17 protein-coding genes and 1 pseudogene are annotated in these 17,851 nt (G+C 71.4%); 10 read left to right on the forward strand and 8 right to left on the reverse strand.

The window, feature by feature from the left end; all coding sequences use genetic code 11:
• Nucleotides 1-57: 57 nt before the first annotated feature.
• The 3 genes from FHX82_RS23195 to FHX82_RS23205 all read left to right on the forward strand — a co-directional run bounded on the left by FHX82_RS23195 (nt 58) and on the right by FHX82_RS23205 (nt 3,774).
• Nucleotides 58-246: a DUF397 domain-containing protein gene (locus FHX82_RS23195; protein ID WP_145938667.1), complete on the forward strand. Its 189-nt coding sequence runs from the start codon at nt 58-60 to the stop codon at nt 244-246.
• Between the two features lie 155 nt (nt 247-401).
• Nucleotides 402-596, forward strand: coding sequence for a hypothetical protein (locus FHX82_RS23200; protein ID WP_145938668.1), 195 nt, complete (start codon nt 402-404; stop codon nt 594-596).
• Nucleotides 597-735: 139 nt separating this feature from the next.
• Nucleotides 736-3,774 carry a helix-turn-helix transcriptional regulator gene (locus FHX82_RS23205; protein ID WP_183176777.1) on the forward strand — a complete coding sequence of 1,013 codons (3,039 nt, stop codon included), beginning with the start codon at nt 736-738 and terminating at the stop codon, nt 3,772-3,774.
• Between the two features lie 1,008 nt (nt 3,775-4,782).
• Here FHX82_RS23205 and FHX82_RS23210 read toward each other — a convergent pair.
• The 3 genes from FHX82_RS23210 to FHX82_RS23220 all read right to left on the reverse strand — a co-directional run bounded on the left by FHX82_RS23210 (nt 4,783) and on the right by FHX82_RS23220 (nt 7,585).
• Nucleotides 4,783-4,950: a hypothetical protein gene (locus FHX82_RS23210; protein WP_183176778.1), complete on the reverse strand. Its 168-nt coding sequence runs from the start codon at nt 4,948-4,950 to the stop codon at nt 4,783-4,785.
• Nucleotides 4,951-5,162: 212 nt separating this feature from the next.
• Nucleotides 5,163-6,767, reverse strand: coding sequence for a succinic semialdehyde dehydrogenase (locus tag FHX82_RS23215; RefSeq protein ID WP_145938356.1), 1,605 nt, complete (start codon nt 6,765-6,767; stop codon nt 5,163-5,165).
• Nucleotides 6,768-6,985: 218 nt separating this feature from the next.
• The gene (locus FHX82_RS23220) at nt 6,986-7,585 is read right to left on the reverse strand and encodes a TetR/AcrR family transcriptional regulator (RefSeq protein WP_145938355.1); all 600 of its coding nucleotides are present in this window, start codon (nt 7,583-7,585) and stop codon (nt 6,986-6,988) included.
• 70 nt (nt 7,586-7,655) lie between these two features.
• On the opposite strand from FHX82_RS23220, the gene FHX82_RS23225 reads away from it, so the two are divergent.
• The 7 genes from FHX82_RS23225 to FHX82_RS23255 all read left to right on the forward strand — a co-directional run bounded on the left by FHX82_RS23225 (nt 7,656) and on the right by FHX82_RS23255 (nt 12,829).
• Nucleotides 7,656-8,801, forward strand: a complete 1,146-nt coding sequence (locus FHX82_RS23225; RefSeq protein WP_145938354.1) for an acyl-CoA dehydrogenase family protein — start codon at nt 7,656-7,658, stop codon at nt 8,799-8,801.
• Nucleotides 8,802-8,815: 14 nt separating this feature from the next.
• Nucleotides 8,816-9,958, forward strand: a complete 1,143-nt coding sequence (locus tag FHX82_RS23230) for a CaiB/BaiF CoA transferase family protein (RefSeq protein WP_145938353.1) — start codon at nt 8,816-8,818, stop codon at nt 9,956-9,958.
• A 206-nt stretch (nt 9,959-10,164) separates the two neighbouring features.
• Nucleotides 10,165-10,332, forward strand: coding sequence for a hypothetical protein (locus tag FHX82_RS23235; protein ID WP_183176779.1), 168 nt, complete (start codon nt 10,165-10,167; stop codon nt 10,330-10,332).
• A gap of 293 nt (nt 10,333-10,625) precedes the next feature.
• Nucleotides 10,626-11,108, forward strand: a complete 483-nt coding sequence (locus tag FHX82_RS23240) for a helix-turn-helix transcriptional regulator (protein WP_145938352.1) — start codon at nt 10,626-10,628, stop codon at nt 11,106-11,108.
• A gap of 69 nt (nt 11,109-11,177) precedes the next feature.
• Entirely contained in the window at nt 11,178-12,053 is an 876-nt protein-coding gene (locus tag FHX82_RS23245; RefSeq protein ID WP_145938351.1) for a lysozyme family protein, read from the forward strand.
• Between the two features lie 26 nt (nt 12,054-12,079).
• Nucleotides 12,080-12,478 (forward strand): hypothetical protein, encoded by a 399-nt coding sequence (locus tag FHX82_RS23250; protein ID WP_145938350.1) that lies wholly within the window; start codon nt 12,080-12,082, stop codon nt 12,476-12,478.
• 12 nt (nt 12,479-12,490) lie between these two features.
• Entirely contained in the window at nt 12,491-12,829 is a 339-nt protein-coding gene (locus FHX82_RS23255; protein ID WP_145938349.1) for a DUF3817 domain-containing protein, read from the forward strand.
• Here FHX82_RS23255 and FHX82_RS23260 read toward each other — a convergent pair.
• From FHX82_RS23260 to FHX82_RS23275, 5 genes and pseudogenes are all read right to left on the reverse strand, one after another.
• Nucleotides 12,795-13,676 carry a spermidine synthase gene (locus tag FHX82_RS23260; RefSeq protein ID WP_229881451.1) on the reverse strand — a complete coding sequence of 294 codons (882 nt, stop codon included), beginning with the start codon at nt 13,674-13,676 and terminating at the stop codon, nt 12,795-12,797. The genes FHX82_RS23255 and FHX82_RS23260 overlap by 35 nt on opposite strands.
• Nucleotides 13,662-14,093, reverse strand: a pseudogene (gene speD, locus FHX82_RS37160) (adenosylmethionine decarboxylase); the annotation flags it as partial. The gene FHX82_RS23260 and the pseudogene speD, both read right to left, overlap by 15 nt.
• A complete protein-coding gene (locus FHX82_RS23265) occupies nt 13,993-15,096 on the reverse strand; it encodes a type III PLP-dependent enzyme (RefSeq protein WP_145938347.1) in 1,104 nt (367 codons plus the stop codon). The pseudogene speD and the gene FHX82_RS23265, both read right to left, overlap by 101 nt.
• A 13-nt stretch (nt 15,097-15,109) precedes the next feature.
• Nucleotides 15,110-16,702 carry a monocarboxylic acid transporter gene (locus FHX82_RS23270; protein ID WP_145938360.1) on the reverse strand — a complete coding sequence of 531 codons (1,593 nt, stop codon included), beginning with the start codon at nt 16,700-16,702 and terminating at the stop codon, nt 15,110-15,112.
• A 7-nt stretch (nt 16,703-16,709) separates the two neighbouring features.
• A complete protein-coding gene (locus tag FHX82_RS23275) occupies nt 16,710-17,126 on the reverse strand; it encodes a DUF485 domain-containing protein (protein WP_145938346.1) in 417 nt (138 codons plus the stop codon).
• Nucleotides 17,127-17,851: the final 725 nt, after the last annotated feature.

Here is a 17,851-nt window from a genome sequence, read left to right on the forward strand (position 1 = left end):
GGCGGGGTATTCCAGCCGGAGAAACACCACCGCGTGAAAAGTGAGGAGCGGGGAGCTATGGCGAAAGTTGAATTTCCCGGGGGAGCCTGGCGCAAGAGCAGCTACAGCGGCGGCGGCAACGACTGCGTCGAGGTCGCTCTGCTCGCCGAGCGGGTGGGCGTCCGGGACTCCAAGAACCCCGACGCCGGCGCGCTGAGCGTCTCCCCGTCGGGCTGGCGCGGCCTGCTGGGCGCGGTCCGCGACTGAGTGCTCCACCCAGACCCCTTACACCGCCGAGCAGGGGCTAGGCGGGGTAAGGGGTCTTCTTGTGCCCGGAACTGGGTGATCGCCCGATGCCGCGGCCCCTCCCTCAGGACGACTCTGAAGCTCACCGGAAGACGACTGAGTGGAAGAGGGATCCCATGCGCAACGACTGGATCTTCGACGCGGTGCAGGCCGAGGTGGCGTACCGGACCGAGGAGCTGCACAAGGCGTGGTCGGCGGGCCCGAAGCGGCGGCGCTGGCGGATCGGCAGGAAGACCCCGGAGGTCGCGGTACCGCAGCAGCGGGGCCCGAGCCGGGACGAGGTGGCGCTCTCCCGCGTTCAGGCGCGCTGAAGAGGGAGGCCGAGGGGTGAGCTGGCTGATGCGCGCTCCGAACCGCGGGGTGGTTTGCGCCCGGCGTAGCGGGAGTCACGCCGTGTTCGCGGAGAGCGCGTCGAAAACCGTTCCGGAACTGTCGGTGGGGTAGGCGACAATGCGTCTCGTGCCCCGTCTAGGTTCCGGTATCCCCTTGGTCGCGCGTGTCGACGAGATGCGCCGCCTCCGCGCCGGCTTCACCCGCGCCGAGCGTGGTGAGGCCGGCGCGATCCTGCTCGCGGGTGACGCGGGCGTGGGCAAGACGAGGTTGCTGGCCGAGCTGGCCGAGTTCGCGGGCAGCCGCGGGGCGCTCGTGCTGACGGGCCGCTGCCTCGACGTGCGCGAGGGCGGTCTGCCGTACCTGCCGTTCGCGGAGGCGCTGGGGCCGCTCGCGACGGCGGACGACGCGGCGGTCGTCGAAGCGGTGCGCATCCGGCCCGCGCTCTCGCGGCTGCTGCCGCTCGCGCAGCCGGGGCCCGTGTCCGACGTCGAGTACGCGCCGATGACGTCCGAGCACGAGGGGCCGTACCGGCCGCGCCCGGAGCAGGACCTGGGGCAGCTGCAGCTGTTCGACGCGGTGCTGGGGGTGCTCACCGAGATCGCGGAGCACCGCCCGGTGCTGCTGGTGCTGGAGGACCTGCACTGGGCGGACGGTTCGACGCGGAACCTGTTGTCGTTCTTGTCTTCCCGGCTCCGCGCGCAGCGGCTGCTGGTGGTGGCGAGCTACCGCGAGGAGGACGTGCACCGGCGGCATCCGCTGCGCGGCCTGCTCGTCGAGCTGGTCCGGTTGCCCGCCGTCACGCAGATCGAGCTGCACCCGCTCAAGGAGGCCGACGCGCGGGCCTTCGTCGAGGCGCTCGCGGACGGCCCGCTGACGCCCGAGGTGATCACCAGCGTCGTGGAGCGGTCGGAGGGCAACCCGTTCTTCGCCGAGGAGCTGCTCGCGTCGTGTTCGGACTGCACCGACATCCCCGCCGGGCTCGCCGAGGTGCTGCTGGCGCGGCTGGAGAGGCTGTCGCCGGACGCGCGGCGGGTGCTGCGGGCGATCGCGGTCGCGGGGGAGTCGGTGGCGCACGCGGCGCTCGCGGAGGTGTCAGGGCTCGGGGAGGACCAGCTCGACGAGGCACTGCGGGAGGCGGTGCAGCACCACGTGCTGGTGGTCGAGAAGGGGGCGTACGCGTTCCGGCACGCGTTGCTGCAGGAAGCGGTGTACGGGGATCTGCTGCCGGGCGAGCGCACCCGCATGCACGCTGCCTACGCGGCGCGCATCCGGCGCACCCCGCAGGGCCGCGGGCACGACGCGAAGCTGGCGTACCACAGCCTCCAGAGCCGGGACTTCGCCACGGCGCTGCCCGCGCTGCTGTCGGCCGCGGACGAAGCGGAGCGGCTGGGTGCGCCCGGGGCCGCGCTGCGTCACGTCGAGCAGGCGCTGGAGATCTGGGACGCGGTGCCGCCCGCGGCGCGGCCGCCGGAGGTCGACGAGCTGCAGCTGCTGAAGGAGGCTTCGTACTTTGCCGGCACCTCGGGTGAGCCGGAGCGGGCGATCGCGTACGCGCGCTCGGCCGTGCAGGAGCTGCGCGAGGACACCGACGTCGAGCTGGCGACCAAGACGTGGCGGCGGCTGGCCGAGGCGCTGATGAACGTCGAGGGCCGCCTCGACGAGGCGCAGGAGGCGATCGACAGGGCGTGGGACCTGATCGACGGAGCCCGGCCGAGCCGCACCACCAGTTGGGTGCTCGCCACCAGGGCGGCGATCCTGCGCGGTACCGACCACCACTCCGACGCGCGCTTCTGCGCGCAGGTCGCGGTCGCCGAGGCCCAGACCGTCGGCGCCGCGGGTGCGGAGGCGTCAGCCCTGATCACGCTCGGCGCGCTCGCGGACAACGTCGGCGACTTCGAGGAGGCGCGAGCCCGGCTGCGGGACGCCGAACAGAAGGCGCGCGAGGCCGGCTCGCCGGACGTCGAGCTGCGGGCGTTGTGCTTCCTCGGGTTCAGCTACGAGGACCAGGGCGAGATCGAGCCGGCGGTCGAGGCGTTCGGGCGCGGCATCAAGCGAGCCGAGGAGACGGGGCTGACGTGGAGCGCCTACGGCCTGGAGCAGCGGGCCCGGCACCTGCGGCTGCGGTACCAGAGCGGCGACTGGCCCGCGGAGTCCGTCACCGCGGTGCCGGCGCGGGGTGTGTCCAGCGTGCTCACTGCCCGGATGACCGCGGAGTGGCTGCCGATCGTCGTGGCGCGCGGCCGGTTCACGGCGGCGGGCAAGCTGCTGGCCGAGCTGCGCTCGCACTGGCGCGCGGAGCCGCTCACGGCCATCGCCGCCGGTGGGGCGGGTGCCGAGCTGGCGTACTGGCAGGGCGACCACGAGGCGGTGGTGAAGCGAGCGGTTGAGGCGATGGACTTCCTCCGTGCGCTCGACCAGGGCTACCGGCTGAGCGAGATCCGGCTCAGCGCCGGTGCCCTCAGCGGTGCCGCCGCGAAGGCGGCCGCGGCCCGGCTCCGCGGTGACGAGGAGGCGGTGCGGGCGGCGGCCGAGGTGGGGGAGGAGCTGGTCGAGCGGGCACGCTCCGCGGCGGCGAAGGGCAGGCCGCGGTCGGGCATCCTCGGACCGGAGGGGCGGGCGTGGCTGGCCCGCGCGGAGGCGGCGGCGACGTGTGTGCGGGGAGCGCCGGATCCGGAGCTGTGGGCGCGGGCGGTGGCCGAGTTCGGGTACGGGCAGGTGTACGAGCAGGCCATCTGCCGGTGGCAGCACGCGGAAGCGCTGCTCGCGGTGAGCGAGCCCGGGCGCGCGGCGGACGAGCTGGCGAAGGCACACAAGACGGCGGAGCACCTGAGGGCCCTGCCCCTGCGCGACGCGGTCCGCGACCTCGCGCGCCGCGCGCGGATCGACCTGCCGGGCGTGGTGGAGGCGGCGCAGCCTCAGCGGGACACGGTGGATCCGCTGACGGAGCGGGAGCGGGCGGTGCTGGAGCGGGTGGCGCTGGGCCGCACCAACAGGCAGGTGGGGGAGGAGCTGTACATCAGTGAGAAGACGGTGAGCGTGCACCTGTCCCGCCTGATGGCGAAACTGGGCGCAACCCGCCGCGCGGAAGCGGTGGCCCTCGCGTACGACCGCGGCCTGCTGGCTCGCCCCACCCCCCAGTCCCCCGCCCACACCTAGTCGGGCCCGGTAGCCGCCGGATGGGGTGCGGCGGCCACCGGGCTCACCCAGATTTCCTTAAGGGACAACGGTTTCCGCGAACACGAACTCATCTTCCGCAGCGAAGAGCCGAGCCCGCGCGCAGCGAACCCGCGGGCGCGCCGCGATCCGCCGACCGTCCCGCACACTGCCGACCAGAGCCACTACCACCCACCCGGCCGGCTTCACCCCTTTTTTGGACCGCGCCGCCGATCCGCCGCAGCCCAACGGCCAAGCCACGGGCTAAAAGCATGGGTGACGCAACGCGCAGCCGCTACAGCCACAACCCGCGCCCCTCTCCTCCACCCGGCCACTCGGCGATCCGGCAACCCGCGCCGCCGTCCAGCGCCTGCACTCCAGCAGCCGCGGCCCGATGGCCATCCCACGGGGCGCCACCACGCATGGCGGCTGCCACCGGAACCCGCGCCACCTGGTTCACCCCGCCACTCGGGGACGTAGCGAGCCGCGCCGCTGTCAGCGAATCCGCCCCAACACCCGCAGTTCCGATGGTCATCCCGCAGGCGGCATGACATGTGGCGCCGTTGCCGGTATCCGCGCCACCTGGTTCACCCCGCCACTCGGCGGCGTGGCGAACCGCGCCGCTGTCAGCGAATCCGCCCCAGCCGCTGCGGCCCGGTGGTCGTCCTGTGGGTGGCATGACATGTGGCGTCGCCGCCGGAACCCGCGCTCGCCAGGTTCCCCCCCGCTCGGCGGCGTAGCGAACCGCGCCGCTGTCAGCGAATCCGCCCCAGCCGCCGCGGCCCGGTGGTCGTCCTGCGGGCGGCATGACACGCGGCGCCGCCGCCGGTACCCGCCACCGCGTTCACCACGCTGCTCGGCAATGCGCTGGATTGCGCCGCTGTCAGCGGGTGCGCCCAAGCAGCCGCAGCCCGGGGGCATCCTGCGGGCGGCATGACACCTGGCGCCGTTGCCGGTATCCGCGCCACCTGGTTTACCCCCCGCTCGGCGGCGTGGCGAACCGCGCCGCTGTCAGTGAATCGCCCCAACACGCGCAGCCCCGATGGTCATCCCGCAGGCGGCATGACACGTGGCGCCGCCGCCGGAACCCGCGCCACCGCGTTCACCACGCTGCTCGGCAATGCGGCGAACCGCGGCGCTGTCAGCGGATGCGCCCAGCAGGCGCAGCCCGATGGTCATCCCGCAGGCAGCACCACACGTGGCACCGCCGCCGGAACCCCCGCCCCACCACGTTCACCCACACCCGACGACGCGCCAAACCGCCCGCTGTCAGCGAATCCGCCCCCGCCGCCGCCCGATGGCGTCCCGCGGGCGGCACCACGCGCGCCGGCCCCGCAGCCGGGGCCCGTGCCCCACCCCGCCACCCGCCGGCGTGGCGGCCCGCGCCGCCGTTACCGGATCCGCCCCAGCAGCCGCAGTCCGACCGTCATTCCGCGGGCCCACAGCTTCGGCGGCACCACCCGCGGCGGCCGCAACCGCAGGCCGCGCTGGGCCGCGATCGACTGGGACTCCGTGTACTTGAGCAGTCCCTCGGCGCCGTTGCGGCGTCCGTAGCCCGACTCCTTCATGCCGCCCATCGGCAGTGCGACGGACCCGAACGTGGCCGCGTAGCCCTCGTTGACGTTCACCGTCCCCGCCTTGATTCGCGACGCCACCGCCCACCCGGCCGCGACATTGCCCGTCCACACGCTCGCGTTCAAGCCGAAAGCCGTGTCGTTGGCGCGCTCGATCGCGTCCTCCACATCGGTGTAGCCGTAGATCGACACCACCGGCCCGAACGTCTCGCCCGCGAACAGGTCCGCCGTCTCGGGGACATCCGTCAGCACCGTCGGCTCGTAGAACAGCGGCCCCAGATCCGGCCGCGGCCGCCCGCCGGTCAGCACCGTCGCGCCCTTCGCCCGCGCGTCCTCCACGTGCGCCGAGATCGTCGCCAGCTGACTCTCCGACGTCAGCGACCCCATCTCCGCGCCGTACCCCAGCTCGGCGCCCAGCCGCAACGCCTTCGTCTTCGCCACGAACGCCCGCGTGAACTCCTCGCGCACGCTCTCGTGCACGTAGATCCGCTCGACCGACACGCACAGCTGCCCCGCCGACGAGAAACACGCCGACACCGCACCCGCGGCGGCCTTCGCGATCGGCGCGTCGGGCAGCACGATCATCGGGTTCTTGCCGCCGAGCTCCAGCGAGTACCCGGTCAGCCGCGACGCCACCTTCGCCGCCAGGTCCTTGCCCGTCGGCGTGGAACCGGTGAAGCACAGGTAGTCCGACTCCTCCACCAGCGCGTCGCCGATCCGCGAACCGCGTCCGAGCACGATCCGCCACACCCCGGCGGGCAGCCCGGCCTCCTCGGCGAGCTCGTGCAGCCACAACGCGGACAACGCCGTCTGGTTGTCCGGCTTCTGCACCACGGCGTTGCCCGCCACCAGCGCGGGCAGGACGTCCATCGAGGTCAGCGCGAGCGGATAGTTCCACGGCGAGATCACCCCGACGACACCCTTCGGGTGATGCAGCACCCGGGCCTTCGTCAGCCCCGGGATCACCCCGGCCGCGCGCCGCGAACCGAGGATCCGCGCGCTGTGCTTGCCGTAGTACCCGGCGACCAGCGCGGTGGCGCTCACCTCGTCGAACGCGTCGAGCCGCGCCTTGCCCGCTTCGAGCTGGACGAGGTCGAGGATCTCCTCCTGGCGATCGAGGATCAGCCGGTGCAGGCGGGTCAGGACCTGCTGCCGCTCGCGGACCGGCCGCGCCGCCCAGAGCCGCTGCGCTTCGCGGGCCTCACCGAACACCTTCCGCACGTCGGCGTCGGTCGCCTGCGGCAGGGTCGCGGTGACGAGCCCGGTGAACGGCGCGGTGATCTCGACGGGCGCCGAGTCCTGGCCGCCGGCCGCGCGGCGGGCCAGCTGGGCGGCCCGCGCCGCCGACGGCGCCCCGACGACCCCACCCACGGTGGTCGGCTTGCTGGCTTCGTGCCCGGTGGTCGCGGCAGTGCTCGTCATGGCCCCTCCGTTGGTGCGGCTACGTTACCGACGAGTACATCATACCGCCGGTATGCGAAACCAGGGTTTTCCCAGCGAAGGGAACGAGCCGGTCGCCCCGCCAGCTCCCGCATGACCCTCTCGGGTGACGATCACCACCGTTGCGTCACCGGCCCCACCGGTGGGCGTCCCACGGGCGTCGCGAGCCGGCCCGAGTGAGGGCCGGGCCGGCTCGCGTCTCAGCCTTCCGAGTCGCGCACCGCGATGCGCTTCCACTCCTCCAACAGCTGCTTCCGCCGCGCCGGGGCACCGCCCAGCTCCGCGTCCAGCGCCAGGCCGCGCGTCAGGTTCACCGTCAGCCAGAACAGCTTCTCCACCCGCTCCGGCGGCAGATCCACCACCGACTGCACGCTCTCCAGCGCTGTGCGCCCCAAAGCCCGGTCCACCGGGCGGATCGCCGCGCGCAACGCGGAATCCGTGCGTGCCGCGATCCACAACTCCGTCGACGCCGTGGCCAGCGCGCCCGAGTACCCGGCCCACAGCATGTCGACCGCCGCCGGGATCGCGTCCACCCCGCGTGGCAACGACTCCAGCGACTCAGCGAGCGCGGCCATCCGCTTCGTCGTCAGGTGCTCGACCGCGGCCGCCATCAGCTCGGCCTTGTCCGCGAAGTGGTGCTGCGCCGCGCCCTTCGACACCCCGGCCCGCGAGCAGATCTCCTGCATCGACGTGCGCGCGTAGCCCAGCTCGACCAGGCAGTCGATCGTCGCGTCGAGCAGGGCCGTGCGCGTCTGCTCGCGGCGCTGCGCCTGCGTTCGGTGCCCTCGGGGCTCGACCACGGTGCCTCCCGGATGTACATTCCGAACAGAACTTACCTTCCGCGCGTAATGTTTTCTAGGAGGCCGCGCCGTGCCACTGCCAACACCGAAGAGCGCCTGGGCCGAGGGGCTGGACGACGTCCGCGAGCTCGCCCGGACGTTCTGCCAGAAGGAGCTCGCGCCCAACGAAGAGCGCTGGAGTGCGCAGAAGCACGTCGAGCGCGAGCTGTGGAACAAGGCGGGCGAGGTGGGGCTGCTCGCACTGTCGATCCCCGAGGAGTACGGCGGCGGTGGCGGCACCTTCGCCCACGAGGCCGTCCTCTACGAGGAGCAGGCGCGCTCCGGCGACAGCGCGTGGGGCGTCACCGTGCACAACGGGATCGTCGCGCACTACATCCTCGCCTACGCCTCCGAGGAGAAAAAGCGCGAGTGGCTGCCGAAGTTCGCCAGCGGCGAGATGGTCGGCGCCATCGGGATGACCGAACCCGGCACGGGCTCGGACCTGCAGGGCATCAAGACGCGCGCGGTTCGCGACGGCGACTACTACGTCATCAACGGCGCCAAGACGTTCATCACCAACGGCGGCCTCGCCGACCTCGTGGTGGTGGCTGTCAAGACCGACCCGGACGCGGGCGCCCAGGGCGTGTCGCTGATCGGCGTGCCCACCGACACGCCCGGTTTCCGCCGCGGCCGCGTGCTCGACAAGGTCGGTCTCAAGGGCCAGGACACCGCCGAGCTGTTCTTCGACGACGTGCGCGTGCCCGCGGCGAACCTGCTCGGCGAGGAGGGCCAGGGCTTCATCCAGATGATGCAGCAGCTGCCCCAGGAGCGGCTGATCATCGCCGTCACCGCGGTGGCGGGCATGGAGGCGGCGATCGACCAGACCATCGCCTACACCAAGGAGCGCACGGCGTTCGGCAGGCCGATCTTCAAGTTCCAGAACACGAAGTTCAAGCTCGCCGAGGCCGCGACCGAGGCCGTCGTCGCGCGGGCGTTCCTCGACCAGTGCGTCGAACGGCACCTGCGGGGTGAGCTGGACGTGCAGGGCGCGGCGATGGCGAAGCTGTGGACCACGGAACGGGTCAACAAGGTGGTCGACGACTGCCTGCAGCTGTTCGGTGGCTACGGCTACATGACCGAGTACCCGATCGCGCGGGCGTGGACCGACGTCCGGATCAACCGGATCTTCGGCGGCACCAGCGAAATCATGAAGGAAGTCATCTCCCGCACGCTCTGAGAAGGGGAACTGCCATGAAGTCAGGTCCCTTGCGGGGGCTGAAGGTCGTCGAGCTGGCCGGGCTGGCGCCCGCGCCGTTCGCCGCGACGATGCTGGCCGACCTCGGCGCCGACGTCGTGCGGGTCGACCGCGCGAAGCCGGGGCAGGACGTGCTCGGGATCGCCGGTGACCCGCTGATGCGCGGGCGCCGCACGATCGGCGTCGACACGAAGCAGCCCGAGGGCGTCGAGGTGGTCTTGCGGCTGGCCGAACGGTCTGACGTGTTCATCGAAGGGTTCCGGCCCGGCGTCGCCGAGCGCATGGGCCTCGGACCGGAGCAGGTGCACGCTCGCAATCCGCGGGTTGTCTACGGCAGGCTCACCGGCTGGGGCCAGGACGGGCCGCTCGCGTCCGCCGCCGGGCACGACATCAACTACGCCGGGATCGCCGGGGCGCTCGAACCCATCGGGCGCGCCGGGGAGCCGCCGGTGCCGCCGCTGAACCTGGTCGCGGACTTCGCCGGCGGCGGGATGCTGCTGGCGATGGGCGTCCTCGCCGCGCTGTACGAACGGGCGGCGTCGGGCCGCGGGCAGGTGGTGGACGCGGCGATGGTTGACGGAGCGGCGCTGCTCACCACCCAGCTGCACGGGATGCGCGCGGCCGGGTTGTGGCCGGGCGAGCGGGGCACGAACCTCCTCGACGGCGGCGCCCCGTTCTACGACACCTACGAGACCGCCGACGGCAAGTACGTGGCGCTGGGTGCGATCGAGATGCGGTTCTGGGCCGACCTGGTCAAGGTGCTGGGGCTCGAAGGCGAGGACTTGCCGGTGCACGTCGACGCCACCGAGTGGCCGCGGCTGCGGAAGATCCTCGCCGACGCGGTCCGCAAGCACACCCGGGACGAGCTCGTCGCGAAAGCCGAGGGCACGGACGCGTGCCTGACGCCGGTGCTGAGCCCGTGGGAGGCGGCGGAACACCCGCACAACGCCGCTCGCGGCACGTTCGTCGACATCGGCGGCGTCGTGCAGCCCGCGCCCGCGCCGCGGTTCGACCGCACCCCGCCGCGGGTGCCGGAGGCGCCGCACGAGAAGGGCGCGGACACCGCCGAGGTGCTCGCCGAGCTCGGCTACGACGAGCCCACGCTCGCCTCCCTGCGGGAGTCCGCAGTCATCGCGTAACCGCTGCCGGGGAGGCCGTCATCGGCCTCCCCGGCATGTCGTCCGGGAGCCTCGCGGGCCGGAAGTTACTCTGGGGTGGACACGGAGAGTCAGAGACGACCGCCATCCGGGTGAAGGCCTGTCTAAATGCCGTGCTCCGGGGCAGGATGACGGGTGTTCCGGGGGCGGCCGTGGCAGCGGTCCCGCGAACCGATCGGATGGAGCGTATGTCGGCGAACACCAAGAAGATCGTCATTGTCGCCGTCGTCGCGTTCGCCTTGTTCTTCCTGATCACCAGGCCCACGCAGTCGGCGGAGGTCGTGCACAACGTCCTCGGCTGGCTGCGCGACGGCGCGGAGGCGATCGTGACGTTCGTGCGGACGCTCTTCGCCTGACGCTGTGACAGACCTTTCCGGCATCGCGTGGGCGGTGCCGCCCTTTGGCATGTCTCCCGGTGGGAAATCACGGACAGTCACGATTCTCGGCATCCGAGCGGCCACATTCAGCCATCCGGGTGGATCAAGGGGATTAAGGCCCTGGTCGCCCAACTCGTCGGCGAAAGGGTCTGGCGCGACGACCGTATCTGCCCTTACGGTGCTCACATTGCGTGACCAGCTGGTTCTGGCACGCCCCATCGTTCGATCATCGCGTTTCAGTGACTTGTCGGTTGGGGCACGAGGAGGCAAGGATGACCGGAGATCCGGGAGTCGATGCGGTTATCGCCCAGTGGGCGGCCGAGCGGGAGCAGACGGCGGAAGAGCAGGAGATCAGCCGCATCACGTCCGCGTGGCTCGCCGAAGCGCCGCAGCCCTCGCCAGGGATCCCCGGTCAGCGCGCCCGTTCCGGTGCCCGCGGCTGGAAGCCGGTCGAATCGGCCGACCCGGACTACCTCGACGCGATGCGTGCCCGGCTGCCGGGTGTGCCGCTCGAACTGCTCGTCGCCGCCGCGGGCTGGTGGCAGATGCTCGGCGACGTCAGCGAAGCGGAGAAGTGGTGGGACGCCGGGATCAGCCCGCTGGACCAGCGCGCGCTCGACTACCGCGCGGCCGGCCTCGCGCCGTCCGACCTGAGCCGCCGCCTCGGCCCGATGACCGTGCTGCAGCACCTGCGCCGCGGCAGCGCCCCGGCGTGGTGCGTCGCCCGGCTCGCCCGGCAGCAGAAGGCCAGCTAGTTCACAGCCGTAACGTGGGTGTCCGTACGCTCGTTGACCGGACGGACACCGTTGCGGGAGGCAGGATTCTTGAGCACTGAGCAGGACGAGCACGAAACCTCCGCAGTGCCTCGGGAACCCAAGCCGCGCCGGGCCGGGCTCGCCGTACTGGGGCGGCTCGGCATCGTCGTCGCCGTGCTCGCGGTGGGGGCCACCGCCGTGCTGGTCGCCACCCGCGTGAGCACCCCCGAAGCGGGGCAGACCACCACGGACATCCCCGCGCTGTCCGTGCCCGCGGTGGACGTGCAGCCGGGCTCGACGGCTCCGGTCAACGCCACCGTCGCGGGCAACCCGGTGGCCGACACGCAGCCCACCCGGCAGCCGCAACAGCAACAGCAGTCCGGCAAGGACCTGCTGTCGACGTGGGCGAGCAAGGTGTCCGACGTCACGGGCATCCCCGCCCGGGCGCTCGTCGCCTACGGCAACGCCGACCTCGCCCTGCGTGACAGCCAGCCGAGCTGCCGGATCTCGTGGGCGACGCTCGCGGGCATCGGCCGGATCGAGTCCAACCACGGGCAGTACGCCGGCGCGGTCCTGCAGTCCAACGGCTACCCGTCGAAGCCCATCGTCGGCGTGCCGCTCGACGGTTCCACCGGGGTGCGGGCCATCGGCGACACCGACGGCGGCCGCTTCGACGGCGACCCGAACTACGACCGCGCCGTCGGGCCCATGCAGTTCATCCCCGCGACGTGGGCGAAGTGGGGCGGCGGGTACGACCCGCAGCAGATCGACGCCGCCGCGCTGGCCGCCGCGAAGTACCTGTGCGCGGGCGGGCGCGACATGGCGAGCGCGCAGGGCTGGTGGCAGGGGATCCTGTCGTACAACAACTCGGTCGAGTACGGGCAGAAGGTGTTCGGGCTCGCCGACTCCTACGCCAGGGCCGCGCAGGCGGTCAAGGTCTCGTGAAGTGCGGCGAGTGCTAGCGTCGGGGTGTGCCAGCCGGGTTCTTCACGCCACGCCGAATCAGCATCGGCGTGCTGTGCGTGCTCAGCCTGGCGGTGTGCTGCGGGCTCGCCTGGTGGCAGTGGAACCGTTTCGAGTCGGCCAGCGGCACGTTCCAGAACCTGGGTTACGTGCTGCAGTGGCCGCTGTTCGGGCTGTTCCCGGCGTTCATGGTGCTGCGCATCCGCAAGCTGCGGCGGGAAGCCGCCGAGGCGGACGAGGCCGCTGAGCCGCAGCCGCGCCGGGAGTGGGGCCGCAAGCCGGTCACCGAGGTGCCCCGCCCGCGGCCCGCGCACCCGGTCATCGCCGCCGCCGAAGAGGACGACGAGCTGGCCGCCTACAACCGCTACCTCGCCGAACTGCACGCGCGAGACCAAGAGGAACGCTAGGAGAAGCCTCGAATGGTGAGCAGCACTGAAGGCACCACGAAGGTCTCGCTGAAGGGACCGCTGCTGCGTTACCGGGTCCTGGCGTACGCCACCGGTGTCGCGCTGCTGTGCCTGACCGCCGCGTTCATCCTCAAGTACGCCGCCGACTCGCCGGGCATGATGAGCTGGGCCGGGGTCACCCACGGCGTGTTCTACATGGTCTACCTGGTGATGGCCGTCGACCTCGCGCTCAAGGCCCGCTGGTCGATCAAGGGCACCATCCTGGTACTGCTGGCGGGCACCATCCCGTTCCTGTCGTTCGTCGCCGAGCGGGCGGTCACGCACCGGGTCCAGCAGGGCCGGAAGCTCTGATCCGCAGCGGCGGGACGGTGTTGCCGCGCAACGCCGTCGCGTCCACGGTCTCCGGGCGGTAGGCGAGCTTCCGCAGGTCGAGGTCCGCTTCGCCCGGTTCGAGGCGGCCGGACAGGAACGCCCACTCGTGCTCGTCGGAGCCGTAGTAGACGACGGTGCCGAACGCCTCGGTGAACCGCCGCCACGCCGAGATCAGCGTGTCGTTGCGCCACATCGTCGGGCAGCCCGCCTGTGTGGACACCACGCCGCCCGGCGCGAGCACCCCCGTGCACCGCGCCAGGAACTCGTCGCCGTAGAGCCGGTTGTGCTGCGCCCGCGGGTCGTCGTTCTCGTCGGGCAGGTCGATCACCACCACGTCGTAGCCCGGTTCGGCGGCGGCCAGGAACTCCCAGCCGTCACGGTAGTGCACGCGGATGGGGCCGTCGCCGCGTTCGGCGGCGGCCAGCTCCCCGGGCGTGTAGCCGTAGGGCAGGTGCTCGGCGCAGGCCAGGACGGCCTCGCGGTCGATGTCGACGTGGTCCACGTAGGCACCGGCGGCGGCCGCGATCTGGCTGGCCACCCCCTCGCTGGACCCGATGACCAGCACCCGCCGCACCCTTCGCGCGAGCAGCAGCGGCGGCACCATCAGTGCCTCGTGATAGGTCAGCTGCGTCGCCTGCGTGCTCTGCCGCTCGCCGTCGCAGAACAGCGAAATCCCCTGCTCGGTGCGCCCGATCAGCAGGTGCTGGAACTCGGTGCGGGTCTCGAACAGCACCTCCGACACCGCCCAGGACCGGGTGAGCCCCCGCCCGACGGGCTCGGTCACCTGCCGCGCGCCGTGCCCGCGCCCGACGGTCGTCGTGCGCACCGACTCCGTGCCCAGCGCACGGGCGAGCAGGCGCACGGCCAGCTCCGGATCCGCCCGTTCCCCGCACGTGAACACGTCCGCGAAGGCCGCGCCGATTTCGGGATAGGCGTGCACCGACGCGTGGGACTCCGCGAGCAGCGCCAGCACCGTGACGCCGTGCGGTTCGAAGCGGTGGGCCAGCACATCGACCACCGTCGCCCCGGCCTGCGCGACGGCCGACCGCAGCGCTTCGCGCAGGAAGCCGGCGTCGTCGAGGAGCCGGGGCTCGATGCCGTCGAGCTCGGCGAGCACGTGCCGGCCGGAGAAGGCGCCGATCTCAGTCAAGGCAGTACGTCCGCAGCGGTTCGATGCCGTTGAACGCCACCGAGGAGTAGCTGGCCGTGTAGGCGCCGGCGTCGAGGATGTCGACGCGGTCACCCGGCTGCAGCGCGAGCGGCAGTTCGCAGGGCGTGTGTTGGTAGAGCACGTCGTCACCATCGCACGTCGGCCCGGCGAGGACGACCGGCCCCCGCTCGCCGTCGCCGGCGTCCAACCGGTACGGGATCGCCTCGTTCTCCGTCTCGGCCAGCCCGTTGTAGCGCCCGACGTCCAGGTAGACCCACCGCCGCCCGCCACGCCACGCGACCAGGACGACCTCGGCGCGGATCAGCCCGGCCTCGGCGACGACGGCGCGGCCCGGTTCGAGCGCGAGCTGCGGCGGTGTGGGGAAGTGGGCCGCGAGCGAGGCGCGCACGGCGGCCGCGTACTCGGCGAGCGAGGGCACCAGCTCGCGGTAGCGGATGCCGAAACCACCGCCGATGTTCAGGCGCCGCAACCGAATCCCCGCCTCGGCGGCGACCTTCGCGGCGGTGGCGATCCCGGTGTCCCACGCCGACGGGTCCGGCTGCTGCGAGCCGACGTGGAAGGCGAGGCCGGGCACCAGCCCGAGGTCGGCGGCCAGGCGCAGCAGCGAGACGGCCTCGGCGGGGACGCAGCCGAACTTGTGGCCGAACGGGGTCGCCGACGCCGGCCCGTCGACGAGGATTCGCACCGACACCGCGGAGCCGGGCGCGAGCCGGGCGAGCTGCCGCAGGTCGGACTCCGCGTCCGTGGTGAACTCGCGGACGCCGTGGGAGAAGGCGAACGCGACGTCGGCCGCCTTCTTGATCGGGTTGCCGTAGGACAGCGACTCCGGCCGCGCCCCTTCGGCGAGGCACGCGGTGATCTCGCCGGGGCTCGCCACGTCGAACCCGCCGCCCGCGGCCAGCACCGCACGCAGCACGGCGGGTTCCGGGTTCGCCTTGACGGCGTAGAAAAGGCGCGAGCCCGGGAGCTCGTTCGCGAACTCCCGGACCCGCGCCGTGACCACAGCGGGATCGACGACCAGGAACGGCGTCGGCGGTGCCTGCGCCAGGAAGCGGCGGATCCGGTCGGTGCTCACGCCACCCAGCGTGTCAGGTGCCGATGCCGGTCAGCGACCGGACCTCCATCTCGGCCTGCTTCGCCGGGTCGATCTCCTTGCGGCCGACGAACGTGCCGATGAACCCGCACAGGAACGAGAACGGGATCGACACCAGACCCGGGTTCGACAGCGGGAACCAGTGGAAGTCGAGGCTCTTGATGATCGACGTCGAGCTGCCCGACACCACCGGCGAGAAGAGCACCAGCACCACCGAGCAGATGAGCCCGCCGTACATGCCCCACAGCGTGCCCGTGGTGTTGAAGCGCTTCCAGAACAGCGTGTACAGCAGCGTCGACAGGTTCGTCGAGGCGGCGACCGCGAACGCCAGCGCCACCAGGAACGCGACGTTCTGGCCGTTGGCGAGGATCCCGCCGAGGATCGCCAGCAGGCCGATGCAGATCGCGGTGCGGCGCGCGACGCGCACCTCGTCCTCCGGTTCCGCGTTGCCGTGCTTGAAGATGCTGGCGTACACGTCGTGCGCGAAGGACGCCGACGCCGTGATCGTCAGACCGGCCACCACGGCGAGGATCGTGGCGAACGCCACGGCCGAGATGATGCCCAGCAGCACCGTGCCGCCGATGTGCAGCGCGAGCAGCGGCGCCGCCGAGTTCTCGCCACCCGGGGCGGACTTGATCTCGTCGGTGCCGACGAGCGCGGCCGCGCCGAAGCCGATGACCAGGGTGCACAGGTAGAACACGAACATCGCCGACGTGGCCCACACCACCGACCGGCGGGCCTCGGTGGCGTTGGGCACGGTGTAGAAGCGCATCAGCACGTGCGGCAGGCACGCGATGCCCAGGATCAGCGTGACCCCCAGCGACACGAAGTCGAGCTTCGTGGTGCCGTTCTTGCCGTACTGCGCGCCCGGTTCGAGCAGCTTCTCGCCCAGCGGGCTGTGGTAGGCCGCCTGGGAGAGCAGGTTCGACAGGCTGAAACCGAACTTGCCGAACAGGAACACCGTCATCAGCACGACGGCCAGGATCAGGATGGTCGCCTTGATGATCTGCACCCACGTGGTGCCCTTCATGCCGCCGACCAGCACGTAGAGCACCATGACCACGCCGACGACGACGAGCACGATCGACTGGCCGAAGCGGCTGTGGACGTTGAGCAGCAGCGCGATGAGCGCGCCGGCGCCCGCCATCTGCGCGAGCATGTAGAACAGCGAGATGACCAGCGTCGACGTGGCCGCGGCGGCGCGGACCGGGCGCTGCTTCATCCGGAACGCGAGCACGTCGCCCATCGTGAAGCGGCCGGTGTTGCGCAGCAGCTCGGCGACCAGCAGCAGGTCGACCAGCCAGGCCACCAGGAAGCCGATCGAGTAGAGGAAGCCGTCGTAGCCGTTGACGGCGATGGCACCCGCGATGCCCAGGAACGAGGCGGCGGACAGGAAGTCGCCGGAGAGCGCGATGCCGTTCTGCCTGCCGGTGAACGCGCTGCTCGCCGCGTAGTAGTCGGCGCGGGAGGACTTGCCGCTGCTGGCGCGGTACACGACGAAGAGCGTGATCGCGACGAAGATCGCGAACACCGCGGTGTTGAGGATCGGGTTGCTGCCGGCGCTGTCGGCCGCCGCGAGCGCTTTCATCATGGTGTTACTGGACTCCTGCCTGCTGCCGCACGGTCTCGATCTGCGGGTCGAGCCTGCGCCGGGCGAACCGCAGATAGGCGATCGTGATGAGGGCGGTCGAGACGAACTGCAGGACGCCCAGCACGATCGCGACGTTGATCTCGCCGTAGACCTTCTTGCTCATGAAGTCGTGCGCGTACGCGGCGAGGACGACGTACACGAGGTACCAGAGGATGAACAGCAGGGTCATCGGGAACGCGAACCGGCGGAAGCGGCTGCGCAAGGTCTTGAACTCGGGACTGCGCTGGATCGCGACGAAGTCGATCTCGGCGGCGCGGGGACTGGGCTGCGGTGCCTCTTCGCCCGGCCCGAACAGTGCCGGCGCGTGCGCGGCGTTCTCGGCAGAGGTTCTCGTCGCTGGATTCTGGACGACGTTCTGCATGGCTGCCTCCCGGCGAGCTGGCGAACCTTGAGCGGCACATGCTAGCCACGGCAAGATCGGGCCCCCGAAGCAGGCCGGGTTCACTGCGTGAGCGGCCGTTGGTGCTTTTACCTGCTGTGATGGGCCGTTCAGGCTAGCCGCGGTAGGAAGCGCTTTCTGCCGGTGTCACAATGAGTAACGGCGAAGCGTAGACACCACTCGATTGAGTGATAGGTGAACCTTTGACCAACTCGGAGTGTGAAAACGTGAAAGCTACCCGGATAAGCCCTGCTCAGCCTGGTTCCGGCGAAGTTGACCTACCGCCAAAAGCCACATGATCGGGCGTTATTCTTCTGCAACTCACCCGGTGGCAGCACGGTCAGTACGCCTCTGCCGGACCGCTCAGGCCACCCCTGGGCTATGTGGGTGAACGCGGATGAAAGCGGTCTCACCAGGGCTGTCACGCATCCGGAGGTTGCCCGGCGCCACTCTGCCTACTCGCCGGTCAATAGCTTGTAACAAAGGGTATTTCCGCAGGTCGGAGCCACTTTTTCCGCCCGGGTCAACTTCCGCCCCATTGGTGTACGCTTCCTTGGCCACGTTGACTCGCTGTGATCGAAGGTAACCGACCTTGTTCCGACTTCGGTGCACATCGCATGATGCAGAACCAGCGCGGAACGGCGGGTCGACGCGGCCGGGGACAGCGGCGGCGGCCCGGGCGGGGCACACACGGACGAACGTCGCAG

Source organism: Amycolatopsis bartoniae (genome assembly GCF_014191255.1).
GTDB lineage: Bacteria > Actinomycetota > Actinomycetes > Mycobacteriales > Pseudonocardiaceae > Amycolatopsis_E > Amycolatopsis_E bartoniae.

Coding starts and splice junctions, on each gene's coding strand:
- FHX82_RS23255 (WP_145938349.1), top strand. CDS start 12,491: ATGGTGAGCAGCACTGAAGGCACCACGAAGGTCTCGCTGAAGGGACCG.
- FHX82_RS23240 (WP_145938352.1), top strand. CDS start 10,626: ATGACCGGAGATCCGGGAGTCGATGCGGTTATCGCCCAGTGGGCGGCC.
- FHX82_RS23235 (WP_183176779.1), top strand. CDS start 10,165: ATGTCGGCGAACACCAAGAAGATCGTCATTGTCGCCGTCGTCGCGTTC.
- FHX82_RS23195 (WP_145938667.1), top strand. CDS start 58: ATGGCGAAAGTTGAATTTCCCGGGGGAGCCTGGCGCAAGAGCAGCTAC.
- FHX82_RS23210 (WP_183176778.1), bottom strand. CDS start 4,950: ATGACCATCGGGCTGCGCCTGCTGGGCGCATCCGCTGACAGCGCCGCG.
- FHX82_RS23205 (WP_183176777.1), top strand. CDS start 736: ATGCGTCTCGTGCCCCGTCTAGGTTCCGGTATCCCCTTGGTCGCGCGT.
- FHX82_RS23270 (WP_145938360.1), bottom strand. CDS start 16,702: ATGAAAGCGCTCGCGGCGGCCGACAGCGCCGGCAGCAACCCGATCCTC.
- FHX82_RS23275 (WP_145938346.1), bottom strand. CDS start 17,126: ATGCAGAACGTCGTCCAGAATCCAGCGACGAGAACCTCTGCCGAGAAC.
- FHX82_RS23200 (WP_145938668.1), top strand. CDS start 402: ATGCGCAACGACTGGATCTTCGACGCGGTGCAGGCCGAGGTGGCGTAC.
- FHX82_RS23215 (WP_145938356.1), bottom strand. CDS start 6,767: ATGACGAGCACTGCCGCGACCACCGGGCACGAAGCCAGCAAGCCGACC.
- FHX82_RS23230 (WP_145938353.1), top strand. CDS start 8,816: ATGAAGTCAGGTCCCTTGCGGGGGCTGAAGGTCGTCGAGCTGGCCGGG.